The sequence below is a fragment of the Salimicrobium flavidum genome, assembly GCF_900156645.1.
Lineage (GTDB): Bacteria > Bacillota > Bacilli > Bacillales > Halobacillaceae > Salimicrobium > Salimicrobium flavidum.
Window position 1 is genome coordinate 202,866 of record NZ_FTOC01000001.1, and the last position, 21,982, is coordinate 224,847.

Genomic DNA, 21,982 nt, shown 5'->3' on the forward strand with positions numbered 1-21,982 from the left:
GGAGACATATGCGCATTGAGCGTTTGACGACAGATAAATTTAAAATATTTTTAACTTCCGATGATCTTTTTGACAGAGGTCTTGAAAGTGAAGAGATATGGAAAGACCTCCCCAGGGTCCATCAGATATTCAGTAATATGCTTTTTGAGGCACAGGAAGAGCTCGACGAGGAACTGGCGGGAGTTCTGACCGTGCAGATTTATCTGCTTCAGGCTCAAGGTATGCTGGTAGTAGTGACTAAGACTGAGGATGCGGTCGACGAGGAGGATGACTTTCTTGAAATGAAAGTTACTCTTGATGAACATAATGAATTATTGTATCGTTTCGAAGATGTAGAAGATGTAATCAATGTGGTAGCACCTCTTAGAAATTTAGGAATCACGGGAGGAACATTATACGCATTCGAAGATTCCTATTATCTCATTTTTGAGGATTTTGAGCTTGCTTCCCTTGATAAGGATAATATAATTGCTATTCTATCCGAGTACGGAGGTGCTTCTACAATGACCTCTGTATGGCTCCAGGAATACGGAGCGAGAATAGCATTGAGAGAAGCAGTGGAAACGTTCTATTCTCATTTTTGAGAACGTTTCCTGGAAATGAATGAAAACGCTTACCTTCATTCTCGATTATTAGATATCCAGGGGAGAAAAGATGGCTTTTCAATCCTCTTGAATAAGTGTATACTAATCACTGAAGAAGGCGCGATTTTCCTATAGGAGGTTTATGAGATGGTAGCCGACCAACCAGAAAAAAATGATAAAATGAACGTATTAACGTCTACTAGAACAGTTATTCGTACCGCTCTCGATAAACTGGGGTATCCAGATGAAGTATATGAATTACTGAAGGAACCTGTGCGGATGATGACTGTGCGTATGCCGGTACGTATGGATGACGGCTCGATAAAAATTTTCACCGGTTTTCGTTCCCAGCACAACGATGCTATTGGTCCGACCAAAGGTGGAGTGCGATTTCATCCCAATGTTTCAGAAACAGAAGTGAAAGCTCTTTCCATCTGGATGAGTCTTAAAGCGGGAATCGTGGATTTACCATACGGTGGCGGTAAAGGAGGTATCATCTGCGACCCGCGGGAGATGTCCTTCCGTGAATTGGAAGGGATAAGCAGAGGATATGTCCGGGCTATCAGTCAAATTGTAGGTCCAACAAAAGATATTCCTGCTCCAGACGTATTCACCAATTCCCAGATTATGGCCTGGATGATGGATGAGTACTCAAGAATTGACGAATTCAACAATCCCGGTTTCATTACAGGAAAACCGATAGTTCTTGGTGGTTCTCACGGTAGAGAAACAGCGACGGCAAAAGGTGTAACGATCTGTATAGATGAGGCTGCCAAGAAAAAGAACATAGATATTGAAGGAGCCAGAGTAGTTGTTCAGGGCTTCGGTAACGCAGGAAGCTTCCTGGCAAAATTCATGCATGATAAAGGCGCAAAAATTGTCGGAATTTCTGATGCTCTGGGCGGTCTCCACGATCCGGATGGATTAGACATCGATTATCTTCTTGACCGCCGGGACAGTTTCGGTACGGTTACGAATCTTTTTGATGAAACGATTACAAATCAAGAGTTGCTTGAACTTGATTGTGATATTTTGGTGCCAGCTGCCATCGAAAATCAAATCACAGAAGAGAATGCCCATAATATTAAGGCGAGCATAGTAGTGGAAGCGGCCAATGGGCCGACGACGCTTGAAGGGACGAAAATCCTATCCGAACGTGGCGTGCTCCTCGTTCCTGATGTGCTGGCATCTGCTGGTGGCGTGACCGTATCTTATTTTGAATGGGTCCAGAATAACCAGGGGTATTACTGGTCGGAAGAAGAAGTAGAAGAGAAATTGCATAAAGTGATAATCAAAGGATTCAACAATGTCTATTCGACCGCTGAAACACGTAGAGTGGATATGCGTCTGGCAGCTTATATGGTCGGCGTGCGAAAAATGGCCGAAGCGGCTCGGTTCCGTGGATGGGTATAAGTTGCTAATGACAGTAAAATCTCCTATCATTACTTTGATAGGAGATTTTTTGTGTTTATTATTCAGAGATAAAAACTATAAGCATTTTCGGCTCCATAACGAGGAGACGGTTTTTTACAGATAGGGAGTGACAAAAGTGCAAAGAGAGCAAGTAATTATCATTGGAGGCGGGCCTTGTGGCATGAGCGCTGCAATAGAAATGCAGAAACAGGGAATCGATCCTCTGATCATTGAAAAAGGTAATATTGTCAATTCGATTTATCATTACCCGACTCATCAGACATTTTTCAGTTCCAGCGAAAAGCTGGAGATCGGGGATGTTCCGTTTATATCTGAGCGACAGAAGCCAGTACGGAACGAAGCTCTGACGTATTACCGGGGCGTTTCGAAACGAAAGCAGTTACGAGTGAATACGTTTGAAAAAGTCCTTCAGGTAACGAAGGATGGGGACGGATTTCTGCTGGATACTCACAAAGAGATGAATAATGAAAATGAAAAATACAGAGCTGATTATCTGGTCGTGGCTACCGGTTATTATGATCAGCCGAATTTCATGGACGTTCCCGGTGAAGAAAGAGAAAAGGTGAGTCACTACTTCAAGGAAGCCCACCCATTCTTTGATAAGGAAGTCGCCGTTATAGGTGGGAAGAATTCAGCTGCGGATGCTGCACTGGAACTGGTGAAAGCTGGAGCTCATGTAACCGTCCTTTACCGGGGCAGTGACTATTCGAAAAGTATAAAACCGTGGATTCTCCCTCAGTTTTCTGCACTGGTTGATAAAGGAATAGTGAAAATGGAATTTGAAGCGGAAGTAAAAGAAATTACGGGTAACGAAATAGTCTATGAAGTGAACGGTGTCCAGAAACGGGCTCCGAATGATTTCACTTTTGCCATGACCGGTTATAAACCTGATCATCCCTTCATAAAAAATATCGGAGTACAGATTGATGAGGAAACAGGAAGACCTGTTTTCAGTGAAGATACGATGGAAACCAACGTGCCGGGAGTATACGTAGCCGGAGTGATAGCTGCCGGTTATAACAATAACGAAATTTTCATTGAAAACGGGAGATGGCATGGAGAAAAAATAGCTGCGGATATATGCAAAGAAAAAGAGCCTTCCAAGTAAGGCTCTTTTTATTGGAACATGGATATGATTTCAGGCCGATTGCTGGTCATTTCAAGAGCGATCATCAGTTTCAGTCGTGCTTTGGGTCCATTGAGACCGTTAGCGAAAATGAGGCCGATGTCTTCCAGATGCTTTCCTCCACCTTCATAGGCGTAAGTGGGCTGGACAAAACCCTGGTAGCATCTTGATACTACGAGGACTGGTACGTCTTTGTCTACTGCGTTCTTCAATGAAGGAATCATTGCAGGAGGGACATTTCCTTGTCCTAATGCTTCTATAACGATTCCGTCTACACTATTGGCAAGAAGAGAATCGATGAGGCTGCCATCCATGCCAGCGAAAACTTTCAGGAGAACGATATCTTTTGACAGTTGCTGTACTGGATAAGACTCTCTGTAAGTCATTTTGTGGTGAAAGAAAACCTGTTGTTTCGTTGTGATACCAATAGGACCATACTGGGGGCTTTGGAACGTTGCTACGTTACTCGTAGATGTTTTTGTCACATTTTTTGCAGTATGGATTTCATCGTTCATGACTACGAGCACACCTTTTTCCTGGGCTTCATCACTGCTGGCGGTCCTTACGGCTGTAATCAGATTATACAACCCATCTGCACCGATTTCATTGGCACTTCGCATGGCTCCAGTTACGATCACCGGTTTTCTCGTCTGCAGAAAAAGGTCCAGGAAATATGCCGTTTCTTCTAACGTATCCGTTCCGTGTGTAACCACGATGCCATCATAGATCTTTTCGCTGAACCGTTCGTGAATAAGTTGTCCAAGTGTCAACATATCTTCAGGCTTCATGTGCGGAGAAGGAATATGAAAGGCTGCCTCATCTGAAATATTTGCTATATGTTCTATATGCTTAGCAGCAGTTGAAAGAGGATGGGATGGGGTCGTATTCACCTCTCCGGTAGATGTATCTTCCTGCATGGAAATAGTGCCGCCTGTATGTATTATCAATATGTTTTTCATTAGTATCACTCCATTTTCTGAGGTCTCTACCTTTTCCTGCTCTCTCATGATAATATGGAATAGATGGAAAGGAAAGTGGGGCTTTTAAAAGTGGCTATATTAATTACGGCAATAGCGCCGATAGTTGCGTTGATGACATACATATATCTGAACAAAAAAGTTGAGTTAGAACCGCTTCACCTTATTGTTCGTATTTTTATCGTAGGCAGTCTATTGGTATTTCCGATAATGTTCGTGCAATACGGTCTCGAACAAGAAGGGGTTCTTGAAGGAAACCAGTGGAAGCCCTTTATATCGGCCGGTTTTTTTGAGGAGTTCTTCAAATGGTTTTTTTTCTTATTCATCGTTTATAAACATGAAAATTTTGATCATCATTATGATGGTATCATATATGGAGTTTCCCTCAGTCTCGGTTTTGCTACCGTTGAAAATATCATCTACCTTTTTTCCAATGGAATAGAGATCGCTTTTTTACGTGCGATCTTCCCCGTCTCCTCTCATGCACTGTTCGGATTGATTATGGGCTTTTATATGGGCAAAGCGAAATTCAGGACGAAGAGAAAAAGGTGGAATATTTTTCTTGCTCTCGTATTACCCGTACTATTGCACGGTATCTACGGATATATGGTAAACCTCCCTTCCTGGCTATACAACCTCCTCCCGTTCATGATTCTTTTGTGGGTATTCAGTATTCAATTAATCCGGGTAGCGAATAGTCACCACACAAGAATAAGTGGAGGGTGACTCTCTATTTCAGTTACTGTAAATCATTTCTTTTTCAAATTTTTCCTTCTCTTTTATTTTCGTATTTGCGATAATGATAGTCAGATAGTCTTACGGAAGGATGATTAAATGATTGATATAGGTAAGGAATTGACATTAACTACAGATACGAACGAGTCTTTTTATTGTAAGGTACACGATATTAATGATGAATCAGTATACATAGATTATCCTATACATAAAGAAACAAGAAAAACCTCTTTTTTTCTTGATGGTACGGAATTCAAAATCAGTTACGTAGGGAAAGACGGAGCGGTTTATCAATTTGAGTCGGAAGTCGTTTCCAGAAAGAAAATGACTATTCCGGTACTCGTTCTGACATACCCGGGAGAAGAATTTTTGACGAGGATCCAACGGCGGAGATACGTAAGGGTTGAAGCATCTGTGGATGTAGCCATAAAGACGAAAAAAACCGCCTATCACACGGTGAGTCTGGATGTGAGCGGGGGAGGGGCCTTGCTCGTGAAACCTGCTCATTGTACATTGATCGAAGGTCAGCTTGTTCAGTTGACGATTGTATTACCAATGAATTCCGGGGTCTATCACTATATAGAATCAGAAGCTTCTATAGTCAGAACAACTGAGAAAAACAAGCAAAAGCCTGCAACTGTCTCAGTGAAGTTCGAAGGCTTAGCCGAGAAAAATAGACAACATATCATTAAATATGGTTTTGAACAACAAAGATCCATGAAAAAAAGAGAGTACAGTTGAATAGCAGAGCCGTCCTTGAATGTGTTATTCTTGCACGGATAAACAAAAGTGAACGGAGGAAGAGTTTATGCCTGAGACGATATCAATAGCGATTGACGGGCCCGCAGCGGCTGGGAAGAGCACTGTTGCAAAGAAAGTAGCTCACGAACTGACTTATATATACGTGGATACAGGCGCGATGTACAGAGCCCTTACTTTCAAAGCGATAAAGGATAAGGTTGATCTTTCTTCTGAGGAAGAAGTCCATAAGGTTTTGATGAACTGTGATATACAATTTGAGCAATCGAAGGACGGTCAACTTGTATATGTAAATGAAGAGGAAGTGACGAAAGATATTCGAACCCAGGAAGTCACCAACCACGTTTCTGCAGTTTCAAGTTACCCGAGCGTCCGAAAAGAGATGGTGAATCGTCAACAAAAAATGATTCACGGAAGAAACGTAGTCATGGACGGAAGAGATATTGGAACTAAGGTGATTCCGGATGCGGATTTGAAGATTTTCATGGTAGCATCCGTAGAAGAAAGAGCCAGACGCAGACACGAAGAGAATGTGCGCTCCGGGTATCCGAGCGATATAGAAGAGTTGAAAGAAGATATTAAAAGACGAGACGATATCGACTCCAATCGCCAAGCCTCTCCTCTGGTCAAAGCCAAAGATGGTGTGGAAATCGATACGACAGATATGTCCATAGAGGATGTGGTGAAAGTTATTATGGACCTTGCGAAGGAAAAGGGGGGACAATAATGAATTTATACAAATTGGCCAGGTCACTCGTTTCTGTCGTTATGTATCCCTTGTACAGAATCGAAGTTAAGGGAAAAGAGAATATTCCGGAAGAAGGGCCGGTCATTATCTGTTCGAACCACATATCTAATTTCGACCCTCCTGTAGTAGGGATAACGTCCCCTCGGACCATCCACTTCATGGCTAAAGAAGAATTGTTCGAAAAAAAAGGTGTAGGAACGTTATTGAAGAATATCCAGGCTTTCCCTATCAAAAGAGGAATGAGAGACAGGAATGCCTTAAGAAACGGGCTGAATATACTGAAAGAGGGCGAGGTTCTTGGTCTTTTCCCTGAAGGATCGAGGCAAAAAACCGGAGAAATCGGGGAAGGGTTGACCGGTGCCGGTTTCTTTGCTCTCCGTTCGGAAGCTGTTGTCGTTCCCTGTGCTATTATAGGTCCTTACAAAGCAGGAAAAAAACTCAAAGTCGCCTATGGTGATCCAATCGATCTTACAGAATTCCGGGAAAACAAGGCATCTGCGAAAGAGGTCACCGATTATATCATGGAAAGAATCAGACAATTGCATAAATTTCATGAATAATAGGTGGGTATTACTTGACAAAAGCTCGCAAATATTAGAAGTTAGATGAAAGGATATTTATAATTAGAAAGATTAAGTAGTGTCGGAAATTGAAGGAGGTAGTCGTAGTATGGATGAAATGAATCAGGAAGTTTCAGGTATGAAGGAATTCAACGAAGGAGATATCGTAACTGGTAAAGTCGTCAAAGTAGAGGATAAACAAGTCCTTGTTGACGTGGGATATAAAGTGGAAGGTATCGTTCCTATCAGTGAACTTTCGAGTCTTCACATTGAAACAGCATCAGATGTTGCGAAAGAAGGAGACGACATCACTTTGAAAGTTAAGAAAGTGGAAGATGATGAGATCGTTCTTTCAAAAAGAGCAGTAGATGCTGACAAGGCGTGGGATGAACTGGAAACCAAATACGACAACGAGGAAGTGTTCAACGCAGAGGTCAAGGATGTCGTCAAAGGCGGTCTGGTCGTTGATATCGGACTCCGGGGATTTATTCCTGCCTCATTAGTTGAAACGTACTATGTAGAAGATTTTGAAGAATACAAAGGAAAAGAACTCAGTCTGAAAGTAGTGGAATTGGACCGAGAACAAAATCGTGTCATTTTATCTCATCGGGCTGTTATTGAAGATGAAGAAAAGGTACAGAAACAGAGTGTGCTTCAGTCTCTTGAAGAAGGAGAAGTAGTCGAAGGAACGGTTCAACGCTTGACGGACTTCGGGGCATTTGTAAATCTCGGAGGTATTGACGGACTTGTGCACATTTCACAACTTTCTCACGAACACGTGAACAAAGCTTCGGATGTTGTGGAAGAAGGACAAAAAATCAATGTGAAAGTTCTTTCGGTTGATCGTGATAATGAACGAATCTCTCTTTCATTAAAAGAAACGCAGCCAGGTCCTTGGGAAGGGATTAGTGGAAAAGTCAGCCAGGGGGATGTTCTTGAAGGAACAGTTCAACGTCTGGTTAACTTTGGTGCTTTTGTTGAAGTCTTCCCTGGAGTTGAAGGGCTTGTTCATATTTCTCAAATCTCCACAAGACACATTGCCAACCCTCAGGAAGTTCTCGAAGAAGGACAGACCGTGAGTGTTAAAGTGCTCGATGTGGATGAGAAACAGAAGCGTTTATCCTTGAGTATTAAAGAACTGGATGAAGATAAAGAGAAAAAAGAAGTTGAATCTTATCAAAAAGAAGAAGATTCGAACGGTTTTTCCTTAAGTGATATGATTGGTGATCAATTAGATAAATACAAAAAATGAGTAATTTAAGAAAAACGGGAAAAGGGCATGCGCAGACGATTCTGTGCTGCTCTTTTCCTATGTTTTCTCTTGGTTATTAGATGAGGAGTGAAGGGATGAGGTCAGAAAGGAAACTGGATCACATCCGTCATGCGCTAAGTCATTCAGAGAGTCCTATTCATTACTTTGATGAAGTAGATATCGTCCATCAGAGTCTTGGGAAGTTGGACTGGAATCAAATAGATATTTCTATAAAACTAGGGGAACTTTCAGCAAGTTCTCCTCTTTTTGTGAATGCGATGACAGGTGGCGGCGGTGAAAAGACGAAAGAAATCAATGGAAGATTGGCTAAAGTCGCTAGGGCTGCAGGGATCAGTATGGCTGTCGGATCACAGATGGCTGCAATTCGGAACAAAGAAGAACGCGAGACTTATGAAATTGTGAGAAAAGAAAACCCGGACGGTGTCGTATTCGCTAACGTCGGAAGTGAAGCCGGCTGGAAAGAAGCCGAGATTGCGATAGATATGCTCGAAGCGGACGCTCTTCAAATCCATCTCAATACCGTACAGGAACTTGTCATGCCTGAAGGAGACAGGGATTTTTCGAATCGTTTGGAAAACATAAAAGAAATTATTTTGAAAGCACATATACCGGTGATTGTTAAAGAAGTTGGGTTCGGTATGTCCTCTGAAACAATCAAAGAACTTAAATCACTTGGGTGTAGATACGTTGATGTAGGTGGTAAAGGTGGAACCAATTTTTCTAAGGTGGAAAATGAAAGGCGAGAAGACCGTATGGAAGGTTTCAATTCCTGGGGAATACCAACGCCCATCTCTATCATGGAAAGTCGATCCATGGACTACGTAATCGCTTCTGGAGGTATACGCTCAGGGGTGGATGGTGCGAAAGCGTTGATTCTTGGTGCAGAAGCTTTCGGAATGGCAGGTCCAATGCTGAAAACGTTAATCGAGGGTGGAGAGTCGGTGTTGAACAGGAGAATTGACCACATCCATCATGAATTGAAGTCTGTGATGATGGTAATGGGGTGCAAGGAGATCGAAGAACTTAAGGGAAAGCCCTATGTTTTGCACGGAGAAACGAATAACTGGGCCGTCCAGCTAAGAGCCTGAACAGGGCTCTTTTAAAGTGTTGAGAATTTGAACATCCACTCGATTGAACTGAGATCAACGAGCAGCATAGAAGCGATGGAGGGTACCTCCCCCTTTGATTGTTTTATATCCGGATAAAAAAGGAAATATATCAATAGTGACTGACTAAGGAGTTCTTGACACGAGGAACAATGAAGCCGTTTGCACTTCCTCTTTAGATGCCACTTCTGATTGTCAGGAAACGAGCCTTCTGCTAAAATGATAAGGTTAAGACGATGAAAAAGTAATTTTGAGAAATAGAGAAGGGATGTACCTTTCATGAGAAAATCAAGTGTAGCAATTGTAGGAAGACCGAACGTAGGAAAGTCAACAATATTTAACCGGCTCGTAGGGGAACGTATATCGATTGTCGAAGATACGCCGGGAGTAACCAGGGATCGAATTTATGCAGAGGCGGAATGGTTGAACCATACGTTTCATGTCATAGATACGGGAGGTATCGAACTCGGGGATGAACCGTTGCTTGTACAGATGAGAGCTCAGGCGGAGATCGCGATTGAAGAGTCGGATGTTATCATTTTCATGGTGAACGGCAGAGATGGTATTACTGCAGCGGATGAAGAGGTAGCAAAACTTCTCTTCAAATCCAATAAGCCGGTCGTCCTTGCGGTAAACAAAGTGGATAACCCGGAAATGAGGCAATCAATTTATGAATTCTATTCGCTCGGATTCGGCGACCCTCATCCTATTTCCGGAACGCACGGATTGGGCCTTGGAGATATGCTGGATGAGACAGTGAAACATTTTCCTGATCGTCCTGAACGGGAAGAAGATGATGAAAAGATCAGATTCAGTGTGATAGGTCGTCCGAACGTAGGGAAATCGTCTTTGATCAACAGTCTCTTAGGACAGGAGCGGGTGATCGTAAGTGAACTCGCCGGAACGACTAGAGACGCAGTGGACACTGAATTTACGAGAGATGAACGTGACTTTGTCATAATTGATACCGCCGGCATGAGGAAACGTGGGAAAATCTATGAATCTACTGAAAAATACAGCGTAATGCGTGCACTTAAGGCTATCGAACGCTCGGATGTTGTATTGACTCTCATCGATGCTGAAGCAGGGATTCAAGAACAGGATAAAAAAATTGCAGGGTATGCGCATGAAGCTGGTAAATCTGTCATTATAGTCGTGAACAAATGGGATACGATCGATAATGATGAGACTTCCATGAAAGAATTTGAAGATGAAGTGCGATCTGCTTTCAGATATCTCGATTACGCTCCTATCGTTTTTCTTTCTGCAAAAACGAATAAAAGAATACACACACTTTTGCCAGCCGTAGTCCAGGCAAGCGAGAATCATTCCAAGCGTGTACCGACGAATTTACTGAATGAAGTGATCGTAGATGCTCTCGCTATGAACCCGTCCCCTTCGATTAAAGGGCAGACGTTGAAAATATTCTATAGTACCCAGGTAGCAGTGAAACCACCGACGTTTGTGGTATTTGTTAATGATCCGGACCTGATGCACTTCACATACGAACGTTTTCTTGAGAATCGTATCAGAGAGTCCTTCGGTTTTGTAGGGACACCGATTCATATTAACGCAAGAAAAAGAACCTGAGTAACGGGAGGGATAACGATGGCGAAAATTACAGTGTTAGGAGCGGGTAGCTGGGGCACGGCACTTGCTATGGTATTGGCTGATAATTCTCATGAGGTCAGGCTATGGGCTCATAGACGGGAACACGCGGAAAAGATGAAAGAAACGAGAGAAAACGAAAAATATCTGCAAGATGTACGTCTGCCTGATAACATTCACATTACTGACAACCTCGAGGAAAGCATCGACGGTGTAGAATATCTACTTCTTGCAGTACCCACTAAAGCGGTTCGTGATGTATGTCAATCATTGAAAGCCCATTTAGATCAACCTGTTACAATCATCCATGCTGCAAAAGGCATTGAGCCAAGAACTTACAAAAGGGTTTCAGAGATTATAAAGGAAGAACTGCCGGAGGAGAAGTATAAATCGATTGTTGTCCTATCCGGCCCTTCTCATGCTGAGGAAGTAGCGATGAGGCAACCTACTACCGTAACGGTCTCTTCTGAAAAGTTAGAAGCTGCTGAAGAGGTTCAGGAGCTATTCATAAACAAGCAATTTAGAGTATACACTTCGCCTGATCTGGTAGGGGTTGAACTAGGCGGTTCGCTTAAAAATATAATTGCTCTCGGTGCAGGTATTTCGGATGGTCTGGGTTATGGAGATAATGCTAAAGCTGCTCTGATCACCCGGGGGCTTGCGGAAGTAGCAAGGCTTGGAACATCTATGGGAGCCAATCCTTTAACCTTTTCAGGTCTTGCAGGAATCGGGGATTTGATCGTCACATGCACGAGTACCCACAGCAGAAACTGGAGAGCCGGTTATAAACTGGGTAAGGGTGAGGATCTTCAAAAAGTGTTGGATGATATGGGAATGGTCGTCGAAGGTGTTCGAACTACGGAGGCTGCTTTTCAGATGGCTGAAGAACAGGAGATAGATATGCCGATCACTTCGGGTATTTATCATATTCTTTTTGAGGAAGCTAATCCAAGAGAAGTAGTGGAGCAACTCATGACAAGGGTGCGCCGCCATGAAATGGAAGATCTGGTTGATGTACTTGATCAAAAGATGAAGGATTGATAGGCATCCTTTTTCTTGTGCTCGGTTAAGAGTATCCGGGGTGATGGGTGTCACATACAGATAGAATCACTCGTCCGGGACTGTTTTGATGTCCCGGCTTTTTTGTTTTGACCAGACCCGTTGCTTATGCTAAGATTTTTTTGACAAGTTACGTAGGAGTTGGACGATATGTCATTATCATTATTGAAAATGTGGATCTCTTTTGCAGGAATTATTTTAATGTTTATGGCTGTAGGGCTCATATTGTTGAGCCGTCATAAACTGAAAGGTGCCTTATCACTCATTACAGCCTTTATAGCTTATGCCTGTATGATAGTCGGTGGGATTATCATAATATATATAGTACTAAGTGGGCCCACTTCGTAAAGGAGAATAACAAATGAGAACAATCAAGTATCCGGCGGTGTTATTGATATTCGTGTTTCTGAGTGGCTGTATGTTCCCTCAATCCGAGCGAGCTGCCAATAATTTGCCGAATGATGCTCAGTTAGCGCAGGTACAAAGTGCGGTCAACCAATACAAATCACAACAGAACGGGTTGTTGCCTATTAGAACGAAACCCAATGAGACTCCGGTCTTTCAAAAGTATCAGATAGATTTCACTCGATTGAAAGAGACGGGTCTGTTGGCGACTATTCCAGGTACCGCTTTTGAGAATGGCGGGTATTATCAATATATTATTATCAGGCCGGAAACCGAGGCTGAGGTTAAAGTGATTGATTTGAGGGTCACTGACAAAGTCAGAGAACTGGAGACGACTTTACATTTTTATGAACAGGAGAACGAGTTCACCCCTTATAAGGAACAAATTGTACCAGGAGTTTATAGTCTCGATCATGAAAAACTTGGTCTTGATGAACCTCCGACCCTGGAAAGTCCTTATACCGGTAATTTACTGCCCCTCTATGCAAACGGTAGCGGAGATGTAGTAATCGATTACCGGAAAGACTTGAACCATTTCCTGAAAGAAACGGATCATTCTTATCAGCCCGGGGATGACATAAGGTATTTGCTTACAGACCAGTCACCTATTGCTCCGGCTTACAGTCCTCCGTATACTATAAAGGATGGAGATCCTGTGTTTATGCAAAAAGCATCTGAATGAATTCAGATGCTTTTTCTTTACGATGAGTCATGATGGCTCCATGCAACCGACTACTGCAATCTTATGAGATTTTTTATCGGGTTGATTTATTGTGCAGGAAAGATGTGAATTAATAAATGGTAGTATGTTCTTGAATTTTTTTGGCTATAAATACCCGGGTTGAAAGGTAGCGAGAATTTCTAATAAATTGGCATATCCTCACTCTACACAATCCTTGAATCAGAAAGGTGTAAAGAGTAGAGGAGGCGAAAACCCTGAAAAACAGCCGCGCATTTAATTGAATTATTGTAAATAAAAGTAAATTTATATGATTCAAAAGTCATGAATTAAGAAAAAACCCTGTAATATCAAGGGTTATCGTGTGGTTATCTATTGAAAAACTAATAGAAGTCGTTTAATATTAAGCATGTCATCCCTTGTTTGAAGGGATTTTAAAGAAGAAGACAACCTTCTTTGAGAGGAGGTGAATATCATGAACAAAACAGATCTAATCAATGCAGTTTCTGAGCAGGCGGACCTTTCTAAGAAAGACGCTACAAAAGCAGTAGACTCTGTATTCGAATCTATCATGGATTCACTAAAAGATGAAGAAAAAGTTCAACTGATTGGATTCGGGAACTTTGAAGTACGCGAACGTTCTGCACGTAAAGGACGCAATCCGCAAACTGGAGAAGAGATCGAAATTCCAGCAAGTAAAGTTCCTGCATTCAAACCAGGAAAAGCCCTTAAAGATGCTGTAAAATAAGCTACATAGGGCTTGAAAAAAGGGTGCCATATGTGCACCCTTTTTCTATGAACAATATTTTTTGACAAGCCACATTATATAAGAGATAGTATCTATAAGAAGGAAAGGTGGTAACACAATGACTGGAGCCAATGACTTTTTTGTAATTAAGGCTATGGAAGATGGAGTAAATGTGATCGGTCTTACAAGAGGCAGTGATACCAGGTTTCATCATTCCGAGAAATTGGATGAAGGAGAAGTGATGATAGCCCAGTTCACTGAGCACACTTCAGCTGTGAAGATTCGTGGGAAAGCTACAATCCAAACGAGCCACGGTGAAATATCGAATGAAGGTGAGTTGGGTTTATAACTATGGTACCAGGGTAAGCTATCCATGTTATGATGTACCGGAAAGAAAGGGATACCTGATGGAAGTAAATGACTTGAAAAGTCGCATCACCTACTATAAAGAGCAAATTTCCGCTTATGCCTATCATCCTTATTTAAGTAGGTATATTAAAGAACCGGTGATAGACGAGGATAAACTTATTTCCTACATACATTTGTTTGACCACCTATCAGAACGTAAACATATCCATGACAATTATTTGCTGTCAGTGATGTTCGTACAGATGGCTCTAGACACTCATGATTATGTGGCGGTTGATAACAGGGAGCAGGAAGTCAATGAAGTGAGAAGAAGGCAACTCACGGTACTCGCTGGTGATTTTTACAGCGGCCTGTATTATCACCTGCTTTCATTGATTGATGATCTGCCCTTCATCCAGGTTCTGGCAAAGACCATAAGAGAAGTGAACGAGCAGAAGGTAAGACTTTACTATGGAAAGCATGGATCTCTTTCTTCGTATATTAAAGCTTACAAAGATGTGGAGACACTTCTTGCATTTAACGTGTGGTGTCACTTTATGCCTCCGGAAGAATGTTCGATTATCGTAGAGAACATTTATATTAAAAGCTTAAGCAATTGGAATACTTATAATAAACAGTCATTTCCAAAACCTCATCAATCCCAGGAATACGAGGAAGAGATGGGAGCGGCGGTGAATGAACTGATGAACAATGCTTATGATTCCTTTATCATGCAATGTAACAAGGGAAATATTTCAAAAGCGTTATGCGCCCGGCTTGAAGGGGAGATAGCACAAGAATTCAGTTGAAGGATGAGGATGCAATGGATGAAAAAAAAGAAGAACGGGTACATCGTGTTTTTGAAAACATTTCAACTCGTTATGATAAAATGAACTCTATTATTTCTTTCCAACAGCACAAGCTGTGGCGGCGCGATGTCATGAAGCATATGGATGTGGAAAAAGGGACGATGGCACTTGACGTCTGCTGTGGTACCGGTGACTGGACGATGGCAATGGGAGAGGCTGTAGGACCTGAAGGACATGTAATCGGTGTAGATTTCAGTTACAATATGCTTTCTGAGGCGGTCAAGAAAAAACTGGCTCACAAATCGTTGGCAAATATAGAATATCAGCACGGTAATGCTATGGATTTACCTTTCGATGACAACACGTTTGATTACGTGACGATCGGCTTCGGTCTAAGAAACGTCCCTGATTATTTCCAGGCTCTCATCGAGATGAACCGAGTGCTGAAACCGGGAGGACTCTTAGTCTGTCTGGAAACGAGCCAGCCAGAAAACACTTTTTTCCGCAGGGTTTATTACGCTTATTTCGAAAGGGTCATGCCTTTATTCGGTAAATGGTTCGCGAAAAGCTTGAAAGAATATCAGTGGCTTCACGAATCAGCCAAAACATTCCCCGGGAAGATGGAGTTGAAAACTCTTTTTGAAAAGGCAGGTTTCAGGGAAGTGCAAATGAAACCTTATTCGGCAGGGGTAGCAGCTATGCATATGGGTAGAAAGTAATTTATACATCAAGGATGAAGGTATATGAAATTAACCAAGCTTTATTCATTTTTAAATAAAGATCTGGATGCAGTGGAACATGAGGTACTCACCTCCGTAACTACCGAAGAAGAAGTCCTGAAGATGGCTTCGAACCAGCTTTTGGAAGCTGGAGGTAAACGGATAAGGCCTGTATTTGTTCTGCTTTCGGGGAAGTTCGGGAAATATGATTTTGAAAAGATGAAAAATTGTGCGAAATCATTGGAACTGATCCATACCGGTTCTCTGGTCCATGATGACGTGATAGATGATGCGAAGCTACGCCGTGGCGATCTTACTGTTAAAGAACAATTTGACAATCACGTAGCGATGTATACAGGGGATTATATGTTCGCGTTGGCTCTTGAATCTATGGGTAGCATCGATAATATGCGTGCCCACCAGGTATTATCTAAGACGATGATGGAGTTGTGTGTAGGGGAAATAGAACAGATAAAGGATAAGGGGAATGTGGATCAGAATCTTCGTGTATATTTACGCAGAATTAAACGGAAAACTGCTATTCTGATTGCGGAGAGTTGTCGCTTGGGTGCTATTGCCGGGGATGTTCCACTGAAGAAAGAACAGGCGCTGTACAGTTATGGATACAATGTCGGGATGAGCTACCAGATCATAGACGATGTTCTTGATTTCACGTCCTCGGAAGAAGAACTCGGTAAGCCTGCGGGGAGTGATCTGATGCAGGGAAATATCACTCTTCCTGTTCTTTATGCGATTCAGGAGGACGATGAGTTCAGAGAGAACCTTCGCCTCGCTTTTTCACGCTCTTCCACATTGACAAAGGAAGAGGCGGAACCATTCATAAAAGCGATAAAAGAAGGGGATTATATCGAAAAATCTCTGGAACTAAGTGAGCGCTATCTCCAAAAATCTTTTCAGTCGTTGCAGCACTTGCCTACAGGGAGACCAAAACAGGCTCTGAAAGCTATTGCGAAATATATAGGGAAGAGAAATTCTTAATCTGTTTTGCCCGTGAAAGAAGCGAGTGCTTATTATTACCTCTCTCGATGAGTTCATCAACGCCTTCTTCTCTCATAAAGATTGCCAGCCCCCACTAAATTTGTTACACTTTTTAATGGCGCTAAAACGCTTACATCATACATATTGAGGTGGTCGAAAATGGAAAAGACGTTTATTATGATCAAACCGGATGGAGTGCAGAGAAATCTGATCGGAGATATCATCTCCCGTTTTGAGAACAAGGGACTGAAGCTGGTACACGCCGAATTGAAGCAGGTGACGAAACAGCTTGCAGAAGAACATTATGAAGAACACCAGGATAAGCCGTTTTTCAATGAACTCGTTTCATTCATCACTTCTGGTCCTGTTTTCGCAATGGTATGGGAAGGTGAAAATGCTATAGCAATCAGCAGAAAGATGATGGGTGCTACCAACCCTGAGGATTCTCAGCCTGGAACGATCAGAGGAGATTACGGGCTCACGGTAGGAAAGAATATCATACATGGTTCAGACAGTGAAGAAAGTGCAAAACGTGAAATCGGTCTGTTTGTTAACGCAGACTCCTTTAACGACTACGAAAAAGAAGTGAATCAGTGGGTGTACTAACTTGTAAACCGCTTTCATTTATAATGAAGGCGGTTTAATTTATGGTTCATTCACTTCTACACTTTACAGCGGAAAAATATTTGATTATTGTATATAATATATGAGGTTTTTAGTAAGGAGTTATGGTAATGAAAAATGACTTTGCCGTTTTCATTGAAGCATTGGACCGCAAAACCGGCATAGATTTGTCTAAATATAAAGAGGCTCAGATGAAAAGAAGACTTACCACCTTGAGAGATAAGCGTGGATATCAAACCTTCAAAGAATACTTCAGAGCTTTGGACAAAGATGAGGCCCTTCTGAATGAATTGCTGGATCGCATGACTATCAATGTATCTGAATTTTATCGTAATGCGAAACGATGGGATATTTTGAAACAAAAAGTATTTCCAGTGATGAAAAAAGCATCCTTGGAAAAGCCCAAGGTTTGGAGCGCGGCTTGTTCAACCGGAGAGGAACCATATACATTGGCGATTCTTCTTGAAGAATCAGGAGTTAGGGATTTTGAAGTTATTGCCAGTGATATTGATAAGAAGGCATTGGAGAAAGCTGAACGCGGGGTTTACCCTGAGCGTGCGCTACGGGAAATGCCAGAGAAGCTGAAGAAAAAATATTTTGTCAACAAAGGTGACATGTTTGAAGTGACTCCGGAAATCAAAAGGAAAGTTTCATTTGTTCATCACAATCTGCTCGTAGATCCTTACCCTTCAGGGTGCCATTTGATAGTGTGTCGTAATGTGCTTATTTACTTTACGGAAGAAACGAAAAAGGTAGTTTATAATGGTTTTAATCGCTCATTGCAAAATAGAGGAATATTGTTCGTAGGAAGTACAGAACAAATATTTTCTCCACATCAGTACAATTTCGACATTTTCGACACATTCTTCTATCAGAAAAAAGCTGAATAATTTCAGCTTTTGAAATGTTTTGAAATTTTAAAGAATACAAACGTGAAAGTATATGATATAGTAATACGTAAAATTCGAGAAAGGTGTGGTGAATATGCGCTACTTAACTGCTGGAGAATCACACGGGAAACAACTGACTACTATTATCGAAGGAGTTCCTTCTCATTTACCGATAACGCAGGAACAGATCAATGGATCGTTGCGTAGACGTCAGGGAGGCCACGGACGTGGGAAACGTATGCAGATTGAAAAAGATACGGTTGATATGACTTCTGGGATACGTCATGGATATACACTCGGGTCGCCTATCTCTCTCGTAATACATAACGATGATTTTAAGCATTGGACGGATATTATGGGAGAGGACCCCTTTCCAGAAGGTAAAAACATTAGACGTACCGTCACAAGACCTCGCCCGGGTCATGCGGATCTGAATGGTGGTATGAAGTATGGTCATCGTGATTTGAGGAATGTTCTGGAGCGGTCTTCAGCCCGAGAAACTGCCGCCCGTGTAGCGGCAGGAGCTGTAGCGAAAGTGCTCCTTGAAGAACTGGGGATTAAAGTCGCAGGGTATGTTCGCGAGATTGCAGGAATCGTCAGTCCTTTCGACGAATCCATGTCCATAGAGGAAAGAATCAAGAAGGCAGAGGACTCCCCGGTGAATACTTTGGATGATGAAACGACGGAAGAGATGAAAAAAGCCATTGATGATGCAAAAAAAGACGGAGATTCCATCGGCGGGATAGCAGAAGTCTATGTGGAAGGTATGCCTCCGGGGATAGGTTCTTATGTGCAATATGACAAAAAACTCGATGCGAAAATCGGTTTCAGCGTGATGAGTATAAATGCATTCAAAGGTGTGGAGTTCGGTATAGGTTTTGAAGCTGCCAGAAGAAACGGAAGCGAAGTTCATGATGAAATTGCCTGGGACGAAGATAGAGGATATTATAGAAAAACGAATCGACTCGGAGGATTCGAGGGTGGCATGACTACCGGGATGCCGATTGTGGTCAAAGGTGTAATGAAACCTATTCCAACCCTGTATAAACCTTTACAGAGTATCGATATAGAGTCGAAAGAACCTTTTTCAGCCAGTATTGAACGCTCCGATTCCTGTGCAGTACCTGCCGCTTCTGTTGTGATGGAACATGTGGTGGCGTTCGAAGTAGCTCAAGCCATTACAGAAGAATTTCCGTCTGATTACTTTCCACGCCTTAAGGAAGCTGTCGATAACTACAGGGAAGAAGTGAGGAATTTTTAGTATGGATCGCTTGCAGGTGCATGTACCGGGGAAGACGTATGAAGTCATCTTATCTGATGGTTTGAGGCATCAGTTGGACGACTATATCGAGAAGGCATATAGTAGTGTGCTCATCATTGCAGATCAACAGGTGGCTGATTTGTATTTGAATGATATCACTAATAGTTTGAAGGATCGTGAACAAGTATTTCAGAAAGTTATCCCTGCCGGGGAATCATCGAAAAGTTTCGAATGGTATAAGAAACTTCTCGACTACTGTGTCGAATGCAGATTAGACAGAAAATCTTTGATTATTGCCTTGGGTGGAGGAATGATTGGGGATCTCGCCGGCTTTGTTGCTGCTTCATACTTGCGCGGGGTTTCGTTCATTCAGCTACCTACGAGTATTCTTGCTCATGACAGCAGTGTGGGGGGTAAGGTGGCCATCAACCACGAAGAAGGAAAGAATCTCATCGGGGCTTTTTACCACCCTGATAAAGTGCTGTATGATACGGAGACGATAAGAACCTTGCCCCTGAAAGAGAAACGATCCGGATACGGAGAAGTGGTGAAACATGCACTCCTCAGTGATGAGGGATGGTTCAGTGAAGTAGTTACTCGTAGATTGGATTCTCTTTCCTCAGAGGAAGTGAGGGCGGACCTGATTCGTGGCATCGAGCTGAAAGCATCTATTGTGGAACGCGACGAGAAAGAAAGCGATGTGCGTAAACATCTGAATCTGGGCCATACGCTTGCTCATGCTATAGAAGCGGAACTTCATTATCATTCTCTGACCCATGGAGAAGCGGTGGTTATCGGTACTCTTTTCGCATTACATGTGAGTGGTCTGAACGATAGTTATCAAAAGCTTCTGGAGTGGGCGAAAGACAATGATTATCCTCTTGATGTCATGGCTGATATGGATGTACATGCCCTAGTAGATCGAATGAAAATGGATAAGAAAGCGGAAAAAGGTCAAATTAATTATGTGCTTATGGAAGGTGTTGGGCTTCCTTACGTAACTCGACTAGATGAAAAGCGGTTGGTTCAGTCATTGAAGCATTTTAAAAGTGAGGTGAGGGAATGATTCGGGGAATTCGTGGTGCTACGACTGTCAGAAAAAATGAAACGTCTGAGATAATTGGACGTGCTTCTGAAATGATGGAAGATATTGTGAAAAAGAATGATTTGCGGGCTGATGATGTAACCCAAGTGCTTTTCAGTGCCACCACAGATCTTAATTCCACCTTCCCTGCTAAAGCTTTAAGAAATCTCGAAGGGTGGAAGTATGTGCCTGTCATGTGCATGCAGGAAATTGAAGTTCCTGAGGGGCTGGAGCGATGTATTCGGGTGATGGTTACTGTCAATACGTCGATCTCTCAAAAAGAAATAAACCATATCTATCATTACGATGCAGTGAAGCTTCGTCCGGATTTGAAAAAAGAGGGTGATGACAATGAAAACTAAGTCCATATTAACGGAAATGGCTCCTTATAAACCTGGAAAACAGATAGAAGATGTGAAAAAGGAATATAACCTTGAAAAAATAGTGAAATTGGCTTCTAATGAGAATCCATTCGGCTTTTCTGAAGAGGTGAAAAGAAAACTTCCAGCACTGCTGGATCAACTGGAATTCTATCCCGACGGTTATGCAAGGGAAATCAGAGAAGCGGTTGCATCATTTTACAATGTTGATGAGAATCAGCTGATTTTCGGAAATGGCTCCGATGAAATCGTGCAAATCCTTTGCAGAGCTTTTCTGGAAAAAGGAACGAATACCATTATGGCTACTCCGACGTTCCCTCAGTATAAACATAACGCGCTGATCGAGGGAGCGGAAGCGAGAGAAATTCCCCTTACAGAGGATGGTCATCATGACATAGAGGCGATGCTTCAAGAAATTGATGAATCAACACGAGTGTTGTGGCTGTGCAGTCCTAACAATCCTACTGGCGTTCTATTGGACCAGGAAACGGTTGATGACATCATTGAGAGAACACCGGAGCATGTACTCATCGTTATGGATGAGGCATATTTCGAATATGCTGATACGGCTAAACGCTACCCTTCAATAGAAGCGGTGCAACAGCATAATAATATCGTGGTGCTGCGTACGTTTTCTAAAGCCTATGGGCTTGCGGGTCTCAGGATCGGCTATGGTATTGCAGACGCCCGACTAGTAGCTGCTATGGAACCTGCACGCGAGCCTTTCAATACATCTGTGATTGCTCAAAAAGCAGCTGTCATCGCTTTGGATGATCAGCATTTTCTCACTCAAACAGTTGCGGAAACACAGCAGAACAAGAAAGATTTCATGAAGTTTTGTGATGATGCCGGGCTTCGATATGACCAATCAGAAGCGAACTTCTTATTAATACATCTGCCTATTAGCGGGGATGAGATGTTTGAATATCTTCTGACGAAAGGTTTTATCGTCCGTTCCGGGGAAGCCCTTGGTTTACCGAACTCCATTCGTCTTACAATCGGCAGCAAAGAAGATATGCAAAGTGTTCAGTATTACATGAAGGAGAAGTTGATGCAGGAGGGGTAAC

The 21,982-nt window shown here is 42.4% G+C and carries 25 protein-coding genes; 24 read left to right on the forward strand and 1 reads right to left on the reverse strand.

Annotated elements, in window-relative coordinates:
* Positions 1–8 precede the first annotated feature (8 nt).
* The 3 genes from BW944_RS01075 (at position 9) to BW944_RS01085 (ending at position 3,126) form a co-directional block, all read left to right on the forward strand.
* Entirely contained in the window at positions 9–584 is a 576-nt protein-coding gene (locus tag BW944_RS01075; protein ID WP_076556485.1) for a genetic competence negative regulator, read from the forward strand.
* A gap of 147 nt (positions 585–731) precedes the next feature.
* A complete protein-coding gene (locus BW944_RS01080; RefSeq protein WP_076556486.1) occupies positions 732–1,997 on the forward strand; it encodes a Glu/Leu/Phe/Val family dehydrogenase in 1,266 nt (421 codons plus the stop codon).
* Positions 1,998–2,133: 136 nt separating this feature from the next.
* A complete protein-coding gene (locus tag BW944_RS01085; protein ID WP_076556487.1) occupies positions 2,134–3,126 on the forward strand; it encodes a YpdA family putative bacillithiol disulfide reductase in 993 nt (330 codons plus the stop codon).
* Positions 3,127–3,134: 8 nt separating this feature from the next.
* On the opposite strand, the gene BW944_RS01090 is transcribed toward BW944_RS01085, so the two are convergent.
* Positions 3,135–4,103: an asparaginase gene (locus tag BW944_RS01090; protein WP_076556488.1), complete on the reverse strand. Its 969-nt coding sequence runs from the start codon at positions 4,101–4,103 to the stop codon at positions 3,135–3,137.
* Between the two features lie 90 nt (positions 4,104–4,193).
* Here BW944_RS01090 and prsW point away from each other — a divergent pair, with 90 nt between their 5' ends.
* From prsW to hisC, 21 genes are all read left to right on the forward strand, one after another.
* The gene (prsW, locus tag BW944_RS01095) at positions 4,194–4,847 is read left to right on the forward strand and encodes a glutamic-type intramembrane protease PrsW (RefSeq protein ID WP_268794072.1); all 654 of its coding nucleotides are present in this window, start codon (positions 4,194–4,196) and stop codon (positions 4,845–4,847) included.
* Between the two features lie 108 nt (positions 4,848–4,955).
* A complete protein-coding gene (locus tag BW944_RS01100) occupies positions 4,956–5,597 on the forward strand; it encodes a flagellar brake protein (RefSeq protein WP_076556490.1) in 642 nt (213 codons plus the stop codon).
* 67 nt (positions 5,598–5,664) lie between these two features.
* Positions 5,665–6,342, forward strand: a complete 678-nt coding sequence (gene cmk / locus BW944_RS01105) for a (d)CMP kinase (RefSeq protein WP_076556491.1) — start codon at positions 5,665–5,667, stop codon at positions 6,340–6,342.
* Entirely contained in the window at positions 6,342–6,923 is a 582-nt protein-coding gene (locus BW944_RS01110) for a lysophospholipid acyltransferase family protein (RefSeq protein WP_076556492.1), read from the forward strand. Before cmk ends, BW944_RS01110 begins: the two co-directional genes overlap by 1 nt.
* A gap of 109 nt (positions 6,924–7,032) precedes the next feature.
* On the forward strand, positions 7,033–8,175 hold the full coding sequence (rpsA, locus tag BW944_RS01115; RefSeq protein ID WP_076556493.1) for a 30S ribosomal protein S1: 1,143 nt from the start codon (positions 7,033–7,035) through the stop codon (positions 8,173–8,175).
* Between the two features lie 95 nt (positions 8,176–8,270).
* The gene (gene fni / locus BW944_RS01120) at positions 8,271–9,284 is read left to right on the forward strand and encodes a type 2 isopentenyl-diphosphate Delta-isomerase (protein ID WP_076556494.1); all 1,014 of its coding nucleotides are present in this window, start codon (positions 8,271–8,273) and stop codon (positions 9,282–9,284) included.
* Between the two features lie 297 nt (positions 9,285–9,581).
* Positions 9,582–10,892 (forward strand): ribosome biogenesis GTPase Der, encoded by a 1,311-nt coding sequence (gene der / locus BW944_RS01125; RefSeq protein ID WP_076556495.1) that lies wholly within the window; start codon positions 9,582–9,584, stop codon positions 10,890–10,892.
* An 18-nt stretch (positions 10,893–10,910) separates the two neighbouring features.
* Entirely contained in the window at positions 10,911–11,951 is a 1,041-nt protein-coding gene (locus BW944_RS01130) for an NAD(P)H-dependent glycerol-3-phosphate dehydrogenase (RefSeq protein ID WP_076556496.1), read from the forward strand.
* A gap of 168 nt (positions 11,952–12,119) precedes the next feature.
* The gene (locus BW944_RS01135) at positions 12,120–12,317 is read left to right on the forward strand and encodes a DUF2768 domain-containing protein (protein ID WP_076556497.1); all 198 of its coding nucleotides are present in this window, start codon (positions 12,120–12,122) and stop codon (positions 12,315–12,317) included.
* A 13-nt stretch (positions 12,318–12,330) separates the two neighbouring features.
* On the forward strand, positions 12,331–13,056 hold the full coding sequence (locus BW944_RS01140; protein ID WP_076556498.1) for a hypothetical protein: 726 nt from the start codon (positions 12,331–12,333) through the stop codon (positions 13,054–13,056).
* Between the two features lie 472 nt (positions 13,057–13,528).
* Positions 13,529–13,801 carry an HU family DNA-binding protein gene (locus BW944_RS01145; protein ID WP_076556499.1) on the forward strand — a complete coding sequence of 91 codons (273 nt, stop codon included), beginning with the start codon at positions 13,529–13,531 and terminating at the stop codon, positions 13,799–13,801.
* A gap of 118 nt (positions 13,802–13,919) precedes the next feature.
* A complete protein-coding gene (mtrB, locus tag BW944_RS01150) occupies positions 13,920–14,150 on the forward strand; it encodes a trp RNA-binding attenuation protein MtrB (protein WP_076556500.1) in 231 nt (76 codons plus the stop codon).
* A gap of 58 nt (positions 14,151–14,208) precedes the next feature.
* Positions 14,209–14,958, forward strand: a complete 750-nt coding sequence (locus tag BW944_RS01155) for a heptaprenyl diphosphate synthase component 1 (RefSeq protein ID WP_076556501.1) — start codon at positions 14,209–14,211, stop codon at positions 14,956–14,958.
* A 14-nt stretch (positions 14,959–14,972) separates the two neighbouring features.
* Complete coding sequence (locus tag BW944_RS01160) at positions 14,973–15,677, forward strand: demethylmenaquinone methyltransferase (protein WP_076556502.1); 705 nt, start codon at positions 14,973–14,975, stop codon at positions 15,675–15,677.
* A gap of 24 nt (positions 15,678–15,701) precedes the next feature.
* Entirely contained in the window at positions 15,702–16,676 is a 975-nt protein-coding gene (hepT, locus tag BW944_RS01165) for a heptaprenyl diphosphate synthase component II (RefSeq protein WP_076556503.1), read from the forward strand.
* Positions 16,677–16,835: 159 nt separating this feature from the next.
* Positions 16,836–17,282, forward strand: a complete 447-nt coding sequence (ndk, locus tag BW944_RS01170; RefSeq protein ID WP_076556504.1) for a nucleoside-diphosphate kinase — start codon at positions 16,836–16,838, stop codon at positions 17,280–17,282.
* A 128-nt stretch (positions 17,283–17,410) separates the two neighbouring features.
* Complete coding sequence (locus BW944_RS01175; RefSeq protein WP_076556505.1) at positions 17,411–18,190, forward strand: CheR family methyltransferase; 780 nt, start codon at positions 17,411–17,413, stop codon at positions 18,188–18,190.
* A gap of 94 nt (positions 18,191–18,284) precedes the next feature.
* A complete protein-coding gene (gene aroC, locus BW944_RS01180) occupies positions 18,285–19,451 on the forward strand; it encodes a chorismate synthase (RefSeq protein ID WP_076556506.1) in 1,167 nt (388 codons plus the stop codon).
* A 1-nt stretch (position 19,452) separates the two neighbouring features.
* Positions 19,453–20,517 carry a 3-dehydroquinate synthase gene (aroB, locus tag BW944_RS01185; RefSeq protein WP_076556507.1) on the forward strand — a complete coding sequence of 355 codons (1,065 nt, stop codon included), beginning with the start codon at positions 19,453–19,455 and terminating at the stop codon, positions 20,515–20,517.
* A complete protein-coding gene (aroH, locus tag BW944_RS01190; protein WP_076556508.1) occupies positions 20,514–20,897 on the forward strand; it encodes a chorismate mutase in 384 nt (127 codons plus the stop codon). The genes aroB and aroH overlap by 4 nt, the downstream gene beginning before the upstream one ends.
* A complete protein-coding gene (gene hisC, locus BW944_RS01195; protein WP_076556509.1) occupies positions 20,887–21,981 on the forward strand; it encodes a histidinol-phosphate transaminase in 1,095 nt (364 codons plus the stop codon). The genes aroH and hisC overlap by 11 nt, the downstream gene beginning before the upstream one ends.
* The last annotated feature ends 1 nt before the right edge of the window (position 21,982 follow it).

Bases quoted from the DNA above. Each gene is read 5' to 3' on its own strand.
- BW944_RS01080 (WP_076556486.1), top strand. From the start codon at position 732: ATGGTAGCCGACCAACCAGAAAAAAATGATAAAATGAACGTATTAACG.
- rpsA (WP_076556493.1), top strand. From the start codon at position 7,033: ATGGATGAAATGAATCAGGAAGTTTCAGGTATGAAGGAATTCAACGAA.
- fni (WP_076556494.1), top strand. From the start codon at position 8,271: ATGAGGTCAGAAAGGAAACTGGATCACATCCGTCATGCGCTAAGTCAT.
- BW944_RS01075 (WP_076556485.1), top strand. From the start codon at position 9: ATGCGCATTGAGCGTTTGACGACAGATAAATTTAAAATATTTTTAACT.
- BW944_RS01155 (WP_076556501.1), top strand. From the start codon at position 14,209: ATGGAAGTAAATGACTTGAAAAGTCGCATCACCTACTATAAAGAGCAA.
- aroC (WP_076556506.1), top strand. From the start codon at position 18,285: ATGCGCTACTTAACTGCTGGAGAATCACACGGGAAACAACTGACTACT.
- BW944_RS01110 (WP_076556492.1), top strand. From the start codon at position 6,342: ATGAATTTATACAAATTGGCCAGGTCACTCGTTTCTGTCGTTATGTAT.
- aroB (WP_076556507.1), top strand. From the start codon at position 19,453: ATGGATCGCTTGCAGGTGCATGTACCGGGGAAGACGTATGAAGTCATC.
- ndk (WP_076556504.1), top strand. From the start codon at position 16,836: ATGGAAAAGACGTTTATTATGATCAAACCGGATGGAGTGCAGAGAAAT.
- BW944_RS01160 (WP_076556502.1), top strand. From the start codon at position 14,973: ATGGATGAAAAAAAAGAAGAACGGGTACATCGTGTTTTTGAAAACATT.
- BW944_RS01140 (WP_076556498.1), top strand. From the start codon at position 12,331: ATGAGAACAATCAAGTATCCGGCGGTGTTATTGATATTCGTGTTTCTG.
- BW944_RS01175 (WP_076556505.1), top strand. From the start codon at position 17,411: ATGAAAAATGACTTTGCCGTTTTCATTGAAGCATTGGACCGCAAAACC.
- hepT (WP_076556503.1), top strand. From the start codon at position 15,702: ATGAAATTAACCAAGCTTTATTCATTTTTAAATAAAGATCTGGATGCA.
- der (WP_076556495.1), top strand. From the start codon at position 9,582: ATGAGAAAATCAAGTGTAGCAATTGTAGGAAGACCGAACGTAGGAAAG.
- hisC (WP_076556509.1), top strand. From the start codon at position 20,887: ATGAAAACTAAGTCCATATTAACGGAAATGGCTCCTTATAAACCTGGA.
- BW944_RS01100 (WP_076556490.1), top strand. From the start codon at position 4,956: ATGATTGATATAGGTAAGGAATTGACATTAACTACAGATACGAACGAG.
- BW944_RS01145 (WP_076556499.1), top strand. From the start codon at position 13,529: ATGAACAAAACAGATCTAATCAATGCAGTTTCTGAGCAGGCGGACCTT.
- BW944_RS01090 (WP_076556488.1), bottom strand. From the start codon at position 4,103: ATGAAAAACATATTGATAATACATACAGGCGGCACTATTTCCATGCAG.
- BW944_RS01135 (WP_076556497.1), top strand. From the start codon at position 12,120: ATGTCATTATCATTATTGAAAATGTGGATCTCTTTTGCAGGAATTATT.
- BW944_RS01130 (WP_076556496.1), top strand. From the start codon at position 10,911: ATGGCGAAAATTACAGTGTTAGGAGCGGGTAGCTGGGGCACGGCACTT.
- aroH (WP_076556508.1), top strand. From the start codon at position 20,514: ATGATTCGGGGAATTCGTGGTGCTACGACTGTCAGAAAAAATGAAACG.
- mtrB (WP_076556500.1), top strand. From the start codon at position 13,920: ATGACTGGAGCCAATGACTTTTTTGTAATTAAGGCTATGGAAGATGGA.
- cmk (WP_076556491.1), top strand. From the start codon at position 5,665: ATGCCTGAGACGATATCAATAGCGATTGACGGGCCCGCAGCGGCTGGG.